Origin of the sequence: Cohnella abietis, assembly GCF_004295585.1 — a bacterium.
GTDB classification, from domain to species: Bacteria; Bacillota; Bacilli; order Paenibacillales; family Paenibacillaceae; genus Cohnella; species Cohnella abietis.
The window spans coordinates 6,885,433-6,901,245 of the sequence record NZ_AP019400.1 but is presented as its reverse complement, the minus strand read 5'-3'; the positions used below and the strand labels follow the sequence as shown (position 1 = coordinate 6,901,245).

Here is a 15,813-nt window from a genome sequence, read left to right as displayed (position 1 = left end):
CAGCTAAACGATTCTATCAGTTGCTGTTTACCAGCCATCCAAAGCTGCTCAGAATATCGATAAGTTGGAGACGATTTTACCGGTTGTGAAACAGATTGCGCACAAGCACCGTAGTCTTGGCATTAAAGCCGAGCACTATCAAGCTCAGATGATTTTCTGTCAGATAATTTTATTGACAAATATTAACTGCTGACATATGATATTCGTAACAGATCTCGCCACGCATACCTGTAAAGGTTGCGCACCAGGGCGAGACATTTTTTTATATGGAGATATCCAATGATCCGAATTTCGCACTCGTTTAAACCCTCAAAGACAATTGATGAACAATTGGATATATTCAAATCCAGGGGACTAATTATAGAGGATGAACTATGGGCTAAAGGAATTCTGAAGCGAGTAAGCTATTATAGGTTTACAGCATACACATTATCGCTAAAGACGGATGACGTATTTCATGCTGGAGTTACTTTTAAGCAGATATTTAGATTATACGATTTTGACTTAAAGTTCAGGTTATTATTATTGGAAATCATTGAAGTTGTAGAAGTGTCGATGAGAACTTATATCGCTCTAGTATTAGCTGATAAGTATGATGGTATGGGATATATAGATAGCGAAAACTTTGATGATGCATCTAAACATGCAAAGTTTATTGCAGACTTAGATCAATTATTAAAGCAATCTAAGGATGTTTTTGTTAAGCACTATTTTTATAAGTATGATGGAGAATTTCCAATATGGGTTGTAAACGAAGTAATAACTCTTGGCGTGCTTTCGAAAATGTTTAAAAATATGAAGAAGCAGGATAAGAACGAACTAGGAAGAAAATATTACGCTAGAGTTAATGGTGATTATTTGGCAAGTTGGCTTCATGCACTAAGTAATCTTAGAAATATATGTGCCCATTATGGACGCACTTATAATAGGAACTTCTCTATCCCTCCGAAGTTATTTGTTCGTGATCATAAGGTTATCAAAGATAACTACAAGGTATTTACTCCGGTGTATGTAGTTAAATATATGATCAATGACAAAACATATTGGAACAGCTGGGTCGAGCGACTAAGAGCGCTTATAGATGAGTATACCGAAGTAGACAAAGGACTTATTGGATTCCCCGAGGACTGGTATCATTTATTGAAGGTATAGAGACGAAGCGATGAATAAATCCGAGGAATTGATTAAGGGGTTTGAAAAGAATTGATCAATCAGGGAACCATTTTCGAAGAACCACTCCTTGAGTCAGGAGAGGTTCTTCTTTTAATTTAAGCATCTTGAACATGATATCGTCCTTTTGGTACCACCAAAGGAGATCCCGAAATGGGATCGTCTATCACAATACAGTTAAGTCCGAAAATATCTTTAACTAGTGTGCTTGTAATAACCTTTGCGGGTTCTCCCTCAGCGACAAGCTTTCCTTGATGAAGCGCAAAAATATGATCTGCATAACGCGCGGACAAGTTGATATCATGAAGCACCATTACAATCGTAGTTCCGTGTTTTCGGTTAAGGTCTGTGAGCAGGTCAAGAATCTCGACTTGATAGGTGATATCTAAAAAGGTTGTCGGTTCATCGAGAAATAAGATATCGGTTTGTTGCGCCAGAGCCATTGCAATCCAGACGCGCTGTCGCTGACCTCCTGACAGCTCGTCAATATTATGATTGGCAAACTCGGTTATATCCATAATTTCCATAGCATCGGCAACGGCTTCATAATCCTTTTTTGTCCATCCACTGAGCAAGGATTGATGCGGAAACCTTCCTCGTCCGACCAAATCTGCAACAGAAATTCCTTCCGGAACAATAGGGGACTGTGGTAGCAATCCTATCACTCGAGCCAATGGTTTGGGTGGTATTTTAGAAATTGACCTGCCGTCTAGAGTGATGCTGCCAGCTGCGGGTTTTATAAGTCTAGCCATTGTTTTAAGAAGCGTAGACTTCCCGCAGCCGTTTGATCCAATAATAACGCTTATTTTATTGCTAGGAATAACAAGGTCTACACCGTGGATAACCGTTTTATTTTCATAGCCTGCTATTACTTGCTCGGCTTGAAAAATATGCGTCGGTTTCATTATAATTCTCCCTTTCGATTCATTCGGATTAACAAGAAGATTAGATAAGGTGCTCCGAGTAATCCAGTAATGATGCCTACGGGGAATCTGTACTCAAAAGCAAATTGTCCAATTAGATCTGCTGCCAGGACCAAATTAATGCCAACAAGGCCTGCCGGAATTATGTTCGAGGAGCCTGCACCGACGAGTCTTTTCGCGATTGGTCCCGAAAGGAAGGATACAAAGGCGATCGGACCCGTGGTAGCGGTAGCAATAGCAACCATGAATACGGAGCTCACAATAAGAACAATTCTTGTTTTGTCCGTGTTCACGCCTAGTGAAGAAGCCGATTGTTCTCCAAGCTCCAATATACTTAGATGCTTGCCCAGTAAGATTACGATAGGCGAACAGATAATCACGATGATGACAAGAGGCGGCAGCTGATGCATTTGAGAGCCGTTAAGACTGCCAGTCAGCCATCTAAGAGCAGAGGGAACATCTTGTTGGGCGCTAACCAGTAGAAGATAGGAGATTACAGCGTCAAGCATTGCCTGTATGCCTATCCCTACAAGGATTAATCGCCCGATTGAAAATGTCTTTCCTCTGGAAAGTATATAAATAAATATAACCGTGGCAAGACCAGCAATCACTGAAGCAATGGAAACCATAGCTGCGCTTGTATGAAGGACAACTATGCAATAAACAGCTACCACGCTTGAGCCGGACGTAACACCAATGACATTTGGGTTCGCAAGGGGATTGCGCAGCATGGTCTGGAAGGTGTGACCTGCAAGACCAAAAGCAAACCCGGCAAAGAGACCCGCTAGCATTCTCGGTAGACGTATTGTATTAACGGCAAAAGAGACGCCTTTGAGCTGTTCTCCCGAAAGTGCTCGAATGACATCTTTAACGGGATAGATGGTGTTTCCGAGTAAAAGCATGGCGCAGCAAAGAGTGAATGCAAGTGCTGCAAGGAGACTAGTGACAAGTATCCATCGGCGGCGTCTTTGACGTCTTCCCGCCATAATAAATTCAATAGATTGATTTCTCATAATGAACGCACTTTCGATCGCATAGCTAATATTATTAGTATTGGAGCTCCAATGAACGCTGTAACTACACCGACTTCAAGCTCTCCAGGACTAAGGATGAGCCTACCGCCTACATCTGATATCGTCAGAATGATAGCTCCAGTAATAGCTGACATGGGTATAACAAAACGTAGATCAGGTCCAATAATAAGGCGTATGACGTGAGTGGCTAACAATCCGACAAAGCCAATAGGTCCAGCCAGGGCAGTAGTAGCGCCGCACAATAGAACACCTGCAAGAGCCGCAATAAGCCGCAGTGTTCCTGTTCGAACGCCCAGTCCCGTGGCAACATCGTCTCCTAGTGCCAGCGCGTTTAGTGCCGGAGCAGTAATAAAAGCGATTAGCATTCCGATGACCAGAAATGGAATGAACGTAGTAATAGCACTCCAAGTTGCCGAGCCGACGCTTCCTACTTGCCAAAACCGGAACTGATCCATGACATAAGAGCGTGGAATCATTATGGCGGTGACGACAGAAGAAAGAGCAGCGCTTGTAGCGGCTCCGGCCAAAACAAGCTTAATGGGCGTGGCTCCGCCACGTCCCATTGAGCCGACTCCGAATACGAACACTGCAGTAATCGCAGCCCCGGCTAAAGCTAACCATATATATTGATTCGCGGTGCTGATGTTCAAGAACGCAATGCCGCAAACCACAAATAATGATGCACCTGTGTTCACTCCCAGTATGCTCGGGTCGGCAATGGGGTTGCGAGTGACGGCCTGCATAAGTGCTCCGGAAACGCCAAGTCCTGCCCCACACAGCAAACTGAAAATGGTTCGGGAAACCCTCTTACGAACCACGTTCGCACCGTAGGATTCTACGTCCGGGTGAAATAAACCATCTATTAGTTCATGAAAACTCACTGGCCGAGAACCGAAGACCAGTGAGGCAATCACGCATATGCCTAGTAAGATCAAGCAAATGATCAGAACCAAGGTGAAATTTTTAGGGATGTGCAAGTTTAACGTATTTTTATTCGAAACCGATGTACTATTCATTTATTTTGTTAATAGCTCCACCGATTAATTTCAGGTATTCGTCGATGGTATAAGAAATGGAAAGTGGATTTGGGGTTCCAGCAGCTACTAGAGGCGTATCGCTATCAATAAACACAACAGATCCTCTTTGGATCGCAGGAATTTTGCCAAGCAAGGAATCGGCTTTAACGGCTTGATACAGCTCTTCATTACCATATCCAATAATGAGATCTGCATCATAAAGGTCTGCAGCATTCTCGGCGCTTAAATTCAATGAGTAGCTGGTAGGATCCGTAATCTGCTTCGAAATACTTTCAGGATAAACCATCCCCAGTTCAAACAGGAAAGAGACGCGAGAGTCTACAGGGGTATAAATGTGTAATTTAGACATATCTTTACCCGAGAAGTTCACCCAAACCACTTTTTTGCCTTTAATCTGCGGATATTGGCTTAGCTTGTCGTTAACCAAGCTCTCTGTGTCCTTAATAAGTTGTTCGCCTTCTGCTTTCATGCCCATTCCCGTTGCATTCAGCAGAACTTGTTCACGCCATGTAGTAGCCCAAGGAGCATTCGGATAGGCTATCACTGGAGCGATTTTACTAAGAAGATTGTAGTCTTCCTGAGTTATACCAGAGTAAGCTGCAAGAATAACATCGGGGTTAGAATCTGAAATAGCTTCAAAATCAAGACCGTCTGTATCTTTGAAAACATTTGGGTTCTTTACGCCAAGTTCCTCGAGCTTTTTAGCTGTCCAAGGCAAAAGTCCACTGCCATCTTGAACGCCGAAATTCGCTGCTGAGAATCCTACAGGAACAACGCCAAGTGCTAGAACAACATCGTGATTGGCCCATTGAACGGTAGCCACACGTTCTGGCTTGCTCTTAATTACAGTTTCACCAAAAGCATGCTTGATTACGATCGGATATTCAGTATTTTCATCTTGGGGGGCCGGTGTTTCAGTATTTGCCGACGATTCAGTCGCAGCTGGAGACGTTGTCGGAGTTGATTCCTTACTAGAACAACCTACTAGCGCTATTATTAGCATAGCCGAGATTAATAATGTTATTAGTGTGAACTTACGGTTTGTGTTCATATGTATCCCCTTTTCATTAAATGATAATGATTATCAACCTCAATAACTATATCTTTCTTTAGAGGGGGTGTCAATGCAAGATCTGTAAATGATAGTTGTGACATAAGGAGTGAATAAACCAGCTGCTGTCTAAAACTTTATTATTAATGAGGTTTTATTATCGGAAAAAGAAAAAGCCCCTTCTGCTGTTTGGTCAGCAGAAGAGGCGAACTTTCCAACAGAGGGCGTAAGGACTCGTAGGTGTTTAAGCGAACATATACGATACTCCAGAAAGAATCGAAATCGCCAAGGAATCATCAGATGCCATTCGTGAAGGATGCTATCGATTTTTACCAAACACGATTAATCAAACCAGAATGCAGATACATTAATACTTTGATTTTGATAAGGAAGGTTTATCGGATTTACTAAATTATTATGGCTCAGGCTCTACTTCATATTGATTATCAATTTGTGTTGTTAAGATTACCAGATGTTCTCATTAAAGAGGATATTTGCTTATCGTAGGTTTGTATAAAAATGAAAATATCGTTTCAGATATCGTTCATAACGGATTTCATTAAGATGAGTTAACCGACATACTGATGAAGATTAGGTATAAGAATATTCAATTCAAAACTTCTATACCGGAATTAAAATATTAATGGGATAAGATGCATTGATGTTTATTCTTAATGCTCAAAAGCAACATGCCGTTATAGAAAACGCGGTGAACCGTACTACAAATAGGGCGAAATTATTGGAGTCACCTTTCGTCTGACATGGGTAAGTATAAAAGTATATAGCAGTGTAGGCAGCTTTTGATTATTGTAAATGAGTTTATAGGTGGTTTGTTCCACTTTGGATTAGTTTACAGGCAATCAGTTAAATGATCGGTAATCATAATTCGTATCCCACTAGCCGTAAACATCGAGGGGAATAACCGAGGCAGATCGTTTATCAGCAATTCGGATTATAAATTAATCTGCTTGTTCATCTGTATCTCCCGATTATGATTTTCGTTCTGTTGTTATTTGTATATCCCAAATTTCGCTAATCGACCTGAAGGCCGGTCAACTCTGTAAGGCTAATCAATAGACAAAGTGGACTTTTCGAAGAGCCTGGCACCGAATCGTCAGGCTGTCGTGCAGATCATGAAAACAGATATTCATAAGAACATCAACGAAGGAGTAGGTCCGCGGTCGCTCCTTTAGCATTTTGCGCCGATAGACCCGTTATGCTGAAACTTACCATAAGTGACCTCATTCTTGTTAGGATCATAGTATTCATCACAATAGTGAAACTGTTTAGTTACTACTTAGGACTCCCACATATTGTGGGAGTTTTTTTCGTCCCTTTAAAGGATTTCTTCCGTCCGTGTAGAATTCATTATTATGCCATCTTCAACAAGGAGGAGCGTGACCAAGATGCTAACGCCGCAACAAGTGAACACGATTTGCAAAGGAGATCAGGAGATTGCGGGTTACTTCAACGCGCTTCTCACCGTGATAGATAAGCAAGAAAAACAAATTGAGAAACTCGAGAAACGGGTTCATGAATTAGAACGCCAACTCGGTCAGAATAGTAACAACAGTAGTAAACCGCCTTCGAGCGATGGATTCCGAAAACCGACCAATCTACGTCAACCCGGCGGTAAAAAGGGGGCGCCTAAAGGGCATGACGGACATACGCTTCGCTTTAGCGCCGACCCAGATGAGATTGTCGTCCATTCGGTTTCCTCTTGTTCGAATTGCGCTTCCTCATTAGCGTCCGTGCCGGCTACGCGCTATATTAAACGGCAAGTATTCGATTTACCGCTACCTCGTTTGGTTGTTACTGAACATCGTGCGGAAGAGAAATGTTGCCCTACATGCCGGACGCGTCAATCTGCAGCTTTTCCGACACGCGTCAACGCGCCCGTTCAGTACGGAGATAGTTTTACGGCTTGGACGGCGTATTTGAACGTGTACCAGCTCTTGCCGTTAGATCGCATTTCGCGGTTGTTTGCTGATTTGACAGGACAGCGTCCTAGCGAAATGAGTTTGATCACGCAATTGAGCACGATGGCGGACGTTGCGTTGCGAATGGAGCCTGCCATTCGTGAACAATTGGTGAAGCAACCGGTTTTGCACGCCGATGAAACGGGGATGCGTACAACCGGCAAAAAACAATGGCTCCACACACTCTCCGATGACCAATGGACGCTACTCTCATTGACGGAGAAACGGTGCGGGCAGACTTTGGTAGACATGGGCGTACTTCCTGTTTATGATGGCGTGCTCGTGCATGATTGCTGCTTGGCGTACTTCAAACCGGTGTTTAAGTTTTCTCACGCACTGTGCAACGCGCATTTGCTTCGAGAGTGCCAAGGCATTGCGGAGCACGACCGCCACAGATGGGCGACCCAGATGAAGGAGTTACTCCAACGAAGCTGGGTGCTGGCTAAAGAGTCTCGCGCGGCTGGCGTCGCTTTGACGGAAGAAGTCCTCACCGAAATCGATGTGCGCTACGACGCCATTCTGGCACTTGGGAAAACCGAGTGGGTAAAAGATGCCGTTCGCGCCAAAACGGGGCCAAAAGGGCGAAAATGCAAAAGCAAAGCAGCCAATCAGGGACAGCGATTCGAACAGCACAAGGTGTCGATTCTTCGCTTTCTTCGAGATGCCCGAATACCGTTTGACAACAACCAGGCTGAACGCGACATCCGCATGTCCAAGGTGAAGCAAAAAATATCCGGCTGCTTCCGTACCAACGAAGGCGGACAACGCTTTGCCAGCATACGCGGGTTTATTTCCACACTTCTAAAACAGCAACTTCCCCTACATGCTTCGCTCGTATCTGCACTCCGCGGACAATTCCGATTTAGCACGACCTAAGTAGTAACTTTGGCATTACACTAATGGAGCGGATTTGGATAACTGGCGTAATCAGCATTATCCCCCAACACCAGCGGGAGAGGATTTGTTTAATTACTACATCAGTTTAAATCCTATAGGGCCAACGTATACAGAAACGGATGTGGATGTATTTGATCAGCAATTATCACTTGATGCGAATGATAACCTTGTTGTATCGGTATCCTATAAAGCAAAAGAAAAGAACTATGATGGAACTGTCATTGTACCATCAGTCCAGCTTGATAGTGCTACGAAGGCTAGATATCCAAATGCGTCTGTAGTTGAATCAACATACACCAATGTAAGTCTTGACAGTAGGGCGTTCACGATAACAATCGCTAATGGCGATTATGATGATACGGCTTCGGATGTAGATATTGGACTCCAATTTATGCTGCGTCAATCTGTCAACGATGTGTTCATCACTTCGTCAGCAAGATATGTCGCTGATATTCAAGATTTAGGCGCGGTCGCAGTCAATGTATTGGATGTGCAAAGAAATGTGCTATTGAAATTTAATAATCCCGTGCAGCCAACACCGACGCCAACACCGACGCCAACACCGACACCAACGCCAACAGAAGAACCAGAACTGGTAGAAGAGCCAACACCGACGCCAACAGAAGAACTAGAACTGGTAGAAGAGCCAACACCGACACCAATAGAAGAACCAGAACTGGTAGAAGAGCCAACACCAACGCCAATTGAACCGACAATCGAAAAGGTAGAAATAAAAGTCCTTCCTAAAACGGGTGAGGAAAGTAAAACTTTATTTTATGTTGCAGGAGCGGTATTTATTGTCGTCGCTTTGTGGTTATTAAGAAGAAGATCTAGCGTGGGTAGAGGTTGAATAAATGATGTGTTTACCACATGATTGCATGGACAACGTTGTTGCTCGAATATAGAAACGTGAGTAACGTTTCTCCTTATAGATTCCATATGTTCAATATCAACGGAACTAGACCCGGTGCCGGATAAGAGGAGTTACTTATTGGGTTATATCACAACTGACCCACTACACGATCACGCCGGGGAAAAGTATTAAAGCAAACTAATATGCTCTGTCAAAAGAGGAAGTGCTTCTCTAAAGGCACTTTCTCTTTTTTATATCCCGGCGTAGTGACATCGTGTATTTAACTTCGGATCATTTGATTGGTTTCTTCACGAATGATCCTCAATTGATTGAACTAGGTAGCTATATTCTGCATGTCACATTCTTATCCCTGTTCATTTCGGGGACGACAACGCTCTTCACAGGAATTTTCCAAGCGACGGGTCAAGGAACAGCCGCTTTCGTTATGTCAATCGTGCAAGGGATGACGCTTATCCCTGTCCTGTATCTCGCGAATCGCATGAATGGCTTCCATGGTGTTGTCTGGTCGCTCGTCATAGCGGATGCTGTTGCTTTCCTTGTCGGGGCGGTTATGCTCTATGTACTACGGAATAAACTGCAGCCGGATCTGGAGCAATTGGCGCAATAGATATACCGATATGTCGGGAAAATCGGGGGGAGGATGGCCATTCTTTGAAGAATGGCCATGTTTCGTAACGTGCCATTCCTATCGCGTGCTCGCCACATAATTAAAAATGGTATCTCTCAATTGAAACTCGTACGTTAAACCATTCACGATTCCTACAACGCGGTCGCTGTCATATAGGTCAAGCATGAATCCAGCCATTTCCTTCGCGGTATGGAACTTCGGCACAGTACCGAGATATTCGAATTCCGAGATATCGAAAGATCGCTTCGCGAATTCTGTTTCTGTTGCGGCAGGTGCCAACACTTTAACCCGCATATGTGCGCTTTGACTGTTCAATTCATGAGAGAGTCCTTCAGTAAAGGCACTCACATAGAACTTAGTTGCGCAATACGTAATGGCATTTCCCACAATCGTATAGCCGCCACCGGATGAAACGTTGATTAATTGTGTTCCTTCAACATTGGAGTAATCACGAACGAAAAGAGAGGAAAGTATCGTCAACGATTCAATGTTCAGATGCAGCATTGCAGATATTTTATCTAAATCTTGCTGGGCGGCTGAAGCAAAGTTGCCAAATCCCGCATTGTTGATCCAAGTTTCGATTTGGAACCCTTGTAGACCTTCATAAAGCTTATAAGCATTCTCGGAAACGGATAAGTCAGTCGTTCGAATGACGACATCTACATCGGGGGAGATACGAGTGATTTCAGACTTTAATTCCTCCAGCTGTTCCTTTCTGCGGGCTGCAATAATTAGGTTTTTGCCGCGAGCAGCAAAAGCTAGAGCGGTTTCATAACCTATACCTGAACTGGCGCCTGTAACTACAGTATATTTCATCTGATTTCCTCCATTTTCTACGAGAATGTATGGTGTACCAACTACGATTTGATTATACAGGTTAGAGTTTACTCTAAGTCAAATGTTTATTATTATTATTATTATTATTATGGGGGACTCTTAAAATTAAGATAGATTCGGGGGCTTGTATGTATACGATCAGCGATGTAGCCAAATTATTGGGGATAACTGCACACACACTGAGATATTATGAAAAGGAAAAGATTATTGCTCCGATACGTAATGCGAATGGAGAACGAGTATATGATGACTCCAATCTTGCATGGCTGCGATTTGTGATGAGGTTGAAACAAACCCAAATGCCGATCTCACAAATCAGAGAATATGCGCATTTATATTTAGAAGGAGAGCATACGGCCCAAGCCCGTTTGAATCTTCTCGAAGATCATAGAATCTCTGTTCAGAGTCAAATCAGAAACTTAACAGCCACAGAGAAGGTGCTGAAAGACAAAATTGCAGCCTACAAAGATTTCATTACTAAAGGGACAGGCATTCGCTAAGTAAGATAAAGAGTGATCCAAGATCCGGAACTTTAAATCGAGCCGATTGTGAGAGGTTTAGAATGGAAAACACGCAACAAGTAATGGCAAGTTTGGATTTAACTTGAAGATTTATCTTCTTGGATTTATACTTTTACATGAAACGAAAAAACACAGTCTGGTTGGTAGTCCAGGCGCATGGGCTATTGCAAGATAGCTATGTCAGTAACCTTCCCCCCTCGGGATGTCCATCGTTTTGTTTTATTAAGAGGGGGAGTCAGAATGAAGTTAACAGTATTTCATGATGGTCAGTATTGGGTTGGAGTTGTTGAAGAGCAGAATCAAGGGAAATTAAAAGCTGCCAGATTTATTTTTGGCACAGAACCGAAAAATGAGGAAGTTCTAGAATTTATAAGATGTAAAATTTTAGAGCTTCTAAGCAGGCTCACTGAAGAGGTTGAGATCAAACATCCAGGTGAGAGGAAGGTTAGTCCGAAACGACTGGCCAGGCAAGTAGCGTTTGAATTGAGCAGTAAAGGGACTTCTTCTTTCGCACAGGCCGCCCTTAAGCTGGAGTATGAAAAGCGTAAGCTACAAAAGCATGCATATTCAAAGCAACATGAAGAAGAAAAAAGGGCCTATATAAGGAAATTAAAGGTGGAAAAAGCAAAAGAAAAGCGTCGGGGGCATTAAGCCTCCAGCTAAACCGTATGAGCATGACTTAATGGCACCCATTGAATAGGGTGCCATTTAATATTTGAAAATTTGTATTTTTGAACAGGAGGGAAGTCAATCGTGCTGTTATTACAACCGATATACCACAGTTAATTAAATTTCGGAAGATATTGCTATGTCATGAGGACAACAGTAGTATGGATGAAACATTTAGAAGCTACTTTGATTCCTCATTATTAGACAAGTCACTCGTTGTATGGGTTGCTGATTGTGGAAAAAAAGCTAATAGTTTGATCATAAGTGCGGTTTTACGAGAAAATGGCCTCGAAATGGATTAGTAAGAGAGATGTTCGAATTTTTCGAGCAACTGGTGTTGATAGCGGCGGTCGGAAGGAGAAAGCAAAGACTCCTCCCATAGTAGAAAAAACCGACTATTGCGACCCACTCCGCAAGCTAATTAGGGTGGCTTATGAGAAAGGGACAGAGTTAAGCGGAGGTACCGACTAATTCTGTCCCAAAAAGAAGGGGCTGCCCCATTGGGACAGCCCTACTTGCGGTTATCAAGCTTGTTATCCAAAAGCCAGTCATAGGCCACTTTCCTGAGAAAGTATTACTAACCTTTCTGATTGGCTCAATTTGGGGCAGGTGCTGCAGTAGTCTTCTTGAGCGGGCATTCCTGCATACTTTATCTTGTAAGCTAAGCAGCAATGTCTGCGTAAATAAAAGAAACCCCCTTGAACCTGTGGATGCTGAAAGGGTTTAAGCTTCATCGCTATCTTATTTCCACTCCACGGTTCAAACAACGCAGCATGATCAGCCATGATAAGTCGCAGACGTTCCTCTGTCTGCCAGGCACTCCGATTAACGATGAGTCGAGCATACATGTTTTGCAGATTGTTCGAGGTCAATGACCACATGACGGGAATACTTGCTCCTGTATGTGCGGATACCGATTGAAAAATCTGTTCCAGCTGTTGCAGCAGATGCTTTGCATAAGCAATCAACTGTTCTCTGCGCTGTTCTAAATCTACTGTTGATAATAGATTGGAAACAGCAAGCTGCGTCTGGTACTCCATCGCCGCAGCATGTGTCACACGAAAGCGCACAATGCCGGGGGAAGAAGCTAACTGATAATCAAAGAGACTAGCTGCCGAGAACAATCCCATAGAAAATACGGAATAGCGTTTTGCAAATAATGTGCCAACAACGCTCCACTCCGGATTACCTAATTGAGATGACTGTAGGTCGATAATGGGCAAATGCGAAGTCTTGCCCATTAACTCTTCAATAGCATAAGGATAGGGCAAATCCTCAGGCTCTCGGAGGGAAATACAAAAATTTTGAAGCAAATAGGAAGTAGTCGTAGCCTTATTAATCATCATTACTAGATTCGCGCCTACTGAATAATTTTCAATATATCATCTTATCATCTATAATTTGTCCACGCCCAATAACACCCCAGCCTTTAAATAACCAGAAAGAATCCGTCTCGAAGACCTGCTTGTTCTTCACGGCAGCAACTGAATTCCACAGTGTACTTTCATTGATCATCTTCAGATTGTCGTGGCCATTAGAATCAACTTCCATTACGATATAATCTGCATTTAGATCGGGGGCAACCTCTAAGGATAGATCAGCCCGCTGTTCCTCGGGAGTGAGTGCTGTTGGGGTAAATCCAAGATCATTATATAGCAGTGAGTTCGTTGGATGCCCTTTTTTTGCATAAATCTGAAGAGCTTTATCTCTTACCCGTATGTAGGCAAGACGATTATCGGGTAAAGCTGTGATTTTTGCTTTCGCTTCGGCTGTCTTCAATTCCAATTCAGCGATTTTTGCTTTCGCTAAGTCTACTTTGTCATACAGCTCTGCAACCGTTAATAAATCCTGGGTCCAAGCAGTCGTATCGTCTCCGTATTCAAGCCATTCTTTGCCAAGTACAATCGTCGGCGCAATCTTCGACAGCTCGGCGTAGGTCTTTTCTGCTGTTCGACTCTCGACGAGAATGGCATCCGGATCAAGCTGCGCGATGGCTTCAAGATTTGGGCTGTCCGCAGACCCTACAAGATGAACACCTTCCAGTTCGTTCACTAAATAGGGAATATAATCGCTACCATACCGTACTTCTACGTTTACTCCAAATGGTTTTTCGCCAATGGTAAGCAGATGATCAATATATGCAGCCGATAGGACGACGATTCTTTCAATTTTTACAGGAACGGTAGCCACGCCTTGTAGATGGGTGATTTCTCGTGTTGTTGCATTGGCGGGTTCATTGGTTTCTTGGGTACTTCCTGATTGGGTTGGTGCTGGTTGTGTCGTTTGTTCTTTTTTGTCGCCGCAAGCTACCAAGATAAGCAGCATGATGGTAGTGAATAGGAATACTATTCCTCGGTTCTTAAACATCTGTATGATTCCTCTTTTCTCTATAATGATAAGAATAATAATCATTCTCATCAATTAATGATAGAGAAACGTGATTCGCTTAGCAATGGATTATTCCCTTCTTTTCTGGTGGATAATTACCCCATGCTATATCCCCAGCTGTTTGGCAACATGATTCATTGCCTACATTCTCCCCGTTGAGCCCAACGTTTTGAATAATAGATCGCTTGCGTCATAGACATGATGGTCTCGAACTGCATTTAATGTAGCCCATTGTTCAGAGTGCAGTAGATCTTGCAGCCGTTGTCTTGAACCTTTCGTTGGATCGGCCATTAGAAAAATGTGATCCGCATTATATAGTAGTAAGTCCTCGAGTTGAATATCCACAGCCCACTGATTCGTAGGATAATCCCTTGGGAGGCTTAAGCCAAGATCATCATAAAGGAGATAGCCTGTTTGATTCATTCTTCCATATACTCGGTAAAAGCTCGGACTGACTCTGATAAAATAGGCAGTTTGCTTCCCCCAACGCCTATTAATTTTCTTCTTCAGCGTTTCCTTGCACTCCGCATACTTGTTCATCCACATTGTCGCTTGCTGCTCTCTACCCAATATTTTCGCCAAATGCTCCAGAGTGTGACCGTAGTGGTTGGAATGCTTAAGTACGGCAGTAGGTGCAATTTGATTTAAGGTGTCATCAGGTACCATACGGTCGCTTGTAATGATGAGATCTGGTTTTATTTTGATCAGCTTATCATAATAATTTCGGGTTAGACCGTCGAACTTCAAATCTTGTCGACTATGCTCGCTAAGATCGGGTATAGGGTAAGTATGTGATACCCTCTCGGCATAGGAAAGGGCGGCAATAGGCTCTAGACCCAGGGTAATTAAATGATCGTCTAGTCCGTAGTATAAGGTAGCAATACGATGGCATTTATCTTTCATATAAAAAGTGGGTGCTACGCCCTCGGATTTTTTGAAAACCCGGCTGAAATAATGTTCATCCTTATAGCCCACTTGTTGAGCGACTTCCTTGATTTTGTCAGAGGAAAACAATAGCTGCTTGGCTTTTGCCATACGTTGCATTAGAAAATATTCGGTGGGCGTCATGTTCATCTGAGATTTAAATCTTTTTGTAAAATGATTTTTGCTAAAGCCAGCCATCTTGGCTAATTGAGCAATCTTAATATCTTTCATGTAATTTTCGTTCATATAAGCAAGGGTATGCTCCATTCCGACTTCTTCAGGCTTATATTCGTGGGTATTCCAGTCCTTCATGACGATGAGCAACAATCTGGAGAGTGTATACTTCAGCGTGATTTTATCGTGTACTCGCTTATTCTTATTGAGATCTAATAGCGGATCTATCAGTTCCTTAATGGAAGAGGTGCCGGAAGTAAGGGTTGGTTTACCTATGGTAGGAAAAAGGGGAGGGATGGCCCGCCACCCTGTTAATTGCTTGTCTAACTGAATACAGGAAAATAGGATAACGGTGTATTGAATAGGGTCTGCAGAATATGATTTGCCCTCTACGATCATCCCTGGAAGCAGCAAAAATAAGTCCCCTTGCCCAGCTTGGTAAACAACTCCGTTTATTGAAATCACACCATTGCCATTGGTCACACTACATAGCGCATAGGTATGGAGTGTTTTCTTGCTCAACACATTGTCAGCGTTGGCTCGATAATGGTAGATGTGGATGGAGGTGAAAAACAAATTTTTAAGTAGGCGAATAGGATCGAAGTCATTCATTTTGCATCTTCCTTTCAACTGGGAGCCCCAAGACGAGTAAGCCTTATATTTTTTATCATAAACCACACGGAGATTTTCGGCTGTGGTTTTTTTGT

At 43.0% G+C, this 15,813-nt stretch carries 14 protein-coding genes and 1 pseudogene; 7 read left to right on the top strand and 8 right to left on the bottom strand.

What is annotated here, in order from left to right; genetic code table 11:
• Window positions 1–279 precede the first annotated feature (279 nt).
• Window positions 280–1,152, top strand: a complete 873-nt coding sequence (locus KCTCHS21_RS30065; protein WP_130616159.1) for an Abi family protein — start codon at window positions 280–282, stop codon at window positions 1,150–1,152.
• Window positions 1,153–1,268: 116 nt separating this feature from the next.
• Here the strand turns inward: KCTCHS21_RS30065 and KCTCHS21_RS30060 are convergent, their stop codons facing one another.
• Genes KCTCHS21_RS30060 through KCTCHS21_RS30045 form a run of 4 tightly spaced genes read right to left on the bottom strand, consistent with a single transcriptional unit; the run spans window position 1,269 to window position 5,215 of the window.
• Window positions 1,269–2,075, bottom strand: a complete 807-nt coding sequence (locus KCTCHS21_RS30060) for an ABC transporter ATP-binding protein (protein ID WP_130616158.1) — start codon at window positions 2,073–2,075, stop codon at window positions 1,269–1,271.
• Entirely contained in the window at window positions 2,075–3,106 is a 1,032-nt protein-coding gene (locus KCTCHS21_RS30055) for a FecCD family ABC transporter permease (RefSeq protein ID WP_130616157.1), read from the bottom strand. The genes KCTCHS21_RS30060 and KCTCHS21_RS30055 overlap by 1 nt, the downstream gene beginning before the upstream one ends.
• Window positions 3,103–4,143, bottom strand: a complete 1,041-nt coding sequence (locus KCTCHS21_RS30050) for a FecCD family ABC transporter permease (RefSeq protein ID WP_130616156.1) — start codon at window positions 4,141–4,143, stop codon at window positions 3,103–3,105. Before KCTCHS21_RS30050 ends, KCTCHS21_RS30055 begins: the two co-directional genes overlap by 4 nt.
• Window positions 4,136–5,215 carry an iron-siderophore ABC transporter substrate-binding protein gene (locus KCTCHS21_RS30045; protein WP_130616155.1) on the bottom strand — a complete coding sequence of 360 codons (1,080 nt, stop codon included), beginning with the start codon at window positions 5,213–5,215 and terminating at the stop codon, window positions 4,136–4,138. The genes KCTCHS21_RS30050 and KCTCHS21_RS30045 overlap by 8 nt, the downstream gene beginning before the upstream one ends.
• A gap of 1,406 nt (window positions 5,216–6,621) precedes the next feature.
• Here KCTCHS21_RS30045 and tnpC point away from each other — a divergent pair.
• The 3 genes and pseudogenes from tnpC to KCTCHS21_RS30025 all read left to right on the top strand — a co-directional run.
• Window positions 6,622–8,070 (top strand): IS66 family transposase, encoded by a 1,449-nt coding sequence (tnpC, locus tag KCTCHS21_RS30035; protein WP_157994157.1) that lies wholly within the window; start codon window positions 6,622–6,624, stop codon window positions 8,068–8,070.
• A gap of 34 nt (window positions 8,071–8,104) precedes the next feature.
• Window positions 8,105–8,941 carry an LPXTG cell wall anchor domain-containing protein gene (locus KCTCHS21_RS30030; RefSeq protein WP_130616153.1) on the top strand — a complete coding sequence of 279 codons (837 nt, stop codon included), beginning with the start codon at window positions 8,105–8,107 and terminating at the stop codon, window positions 8,939–8,941.
• Between the two features lie 274 nt (window positions 8,942–9,215).
• Window positions 9,216–9,572, top strand: a pseudogene (locus KCTCHS21_RS30025) (MATE family efflux transporter); the annotation flags it as partial.
• 78 nt (window positions 9,573–9,650) lie between these two features.
• On the opposite strand, the gene KCTCHS21_RS30020 reads toward KCTCHS21_RS30025, so the two are convergent.
• Window positions 9,651–10,409, bottom strand: coding sequence for an SDR family NAD(P)-dependent oxidoreductase (locus KCTCHS21_RS30020; protein ID WP_130616152.1), 759 nt, complete (start codon window positions 10,407–10,409; stop codon window positions 9,651–9,653).
• A gap of 149 nt (window positions 10,410–10,558) precedes the next feature.
• Between KCTCHS21_RS30020 and KCTCHS21_RS30015 the strand changes: the two genes are divergently transcribed.
• The 3 genes from KCTCHS21_RS30015 to KCTCHS21_RS31310 all read left to right on the top strand — a co-directional run bounded on the left by KCTCHS21_RS30015 (window position 10,559) and on the right by KCTCHS21_RS31310 (window position 12,091).
• Window positions 10,559–10,930: a MerR family transcriptional regulator gene (locus KCTCHS21_RS30015; RefSeq protein ID WP_130616151.1), complete on the top strand. Its 372-nt coding sequence runs from the start codon at window positions 10,559–10,561 to the stop codon at window positions 10,928–10,930.
• 261 nt (window positions 10,931–11,191) lie between these two features.
• On the top strand, window positions 11,192–11,602 hold the full coding sequence (locus KCTCHS21_RS30010; protein ID WP_130616150.1) for a YjdF family protein: 411 nt from the start codon (window positions 11,192–11,194) through the stop codon (window positions 11,600–11,602).
• Between the two features lie 300 nt (window positions 11,603–11,902).
• The gene (locus KCTCHS21_RS31310; RefSeq protein WP_130616149.1) at window positions 11,903–12,091 is read left to right on the top strand and encodes a hypothetical protein; all 189 of its coding nucleotides are present in this window, start codon (window positions 11,903–11,905) and stop codon (window positions 12,089–12,091) included.
• Window positions 12,092–12,168: 77 nt separating this feature from the next.
• Here KCTCHS21_RS31310 and KCTCHS21_RS30000 read toward each other — a convergent pair whose 3' ends face one another.
• The 3 genes from KCTCHS21_RS30000 to KCTCHS21_RS29990 form a co-directional block, all read right to left on the bottom strand.
• Window positions 12,169–12,966 carry a (2Fe-2S)-binding protein gene (locus KCTCHS21_RS30000; protein WP_130616148.1) on the bottom strand — a complete coding sequence of 266 codons (798 nt, stop codon included), beginning with the start codon at window positions 12,964–12,966 and terminating at the stop codon, window positions 12,169–12,171.
• Window positions 12,967–12,994: 28 nt separating this feature from the next.
• The gene (locus KCTCHS21_RS29995; RefSeq protein WP_232058007.1) at window positions 12,995–13,987 is read right to left on the bottom strand and encodes an ABC transporter substrate-binding protein; all 993 of its coding nucleotides are present in this window, start codon (window positions 13,985–13,987) and stop codon (window positions 12,995–12,997) included.
• A gap of 162 nt (window positions 13,988–14,149) precedes the next feature.
• The gene (locus tag KCTCHS21_RS29990; RefSeq protein WP_130616147.1) at window positions 14,150–15,718 is read right to left on the bottom strand and encodes an AraC family transcriptional regulator; all 1,569 of its coding nucleotides are present in this window, start codon (window positions 15,716–15,718) and stop codon (window positions 14,150–14,152) included.
• Window positions 15,719–15,813 lie beyond the last annotated feature (95 nt).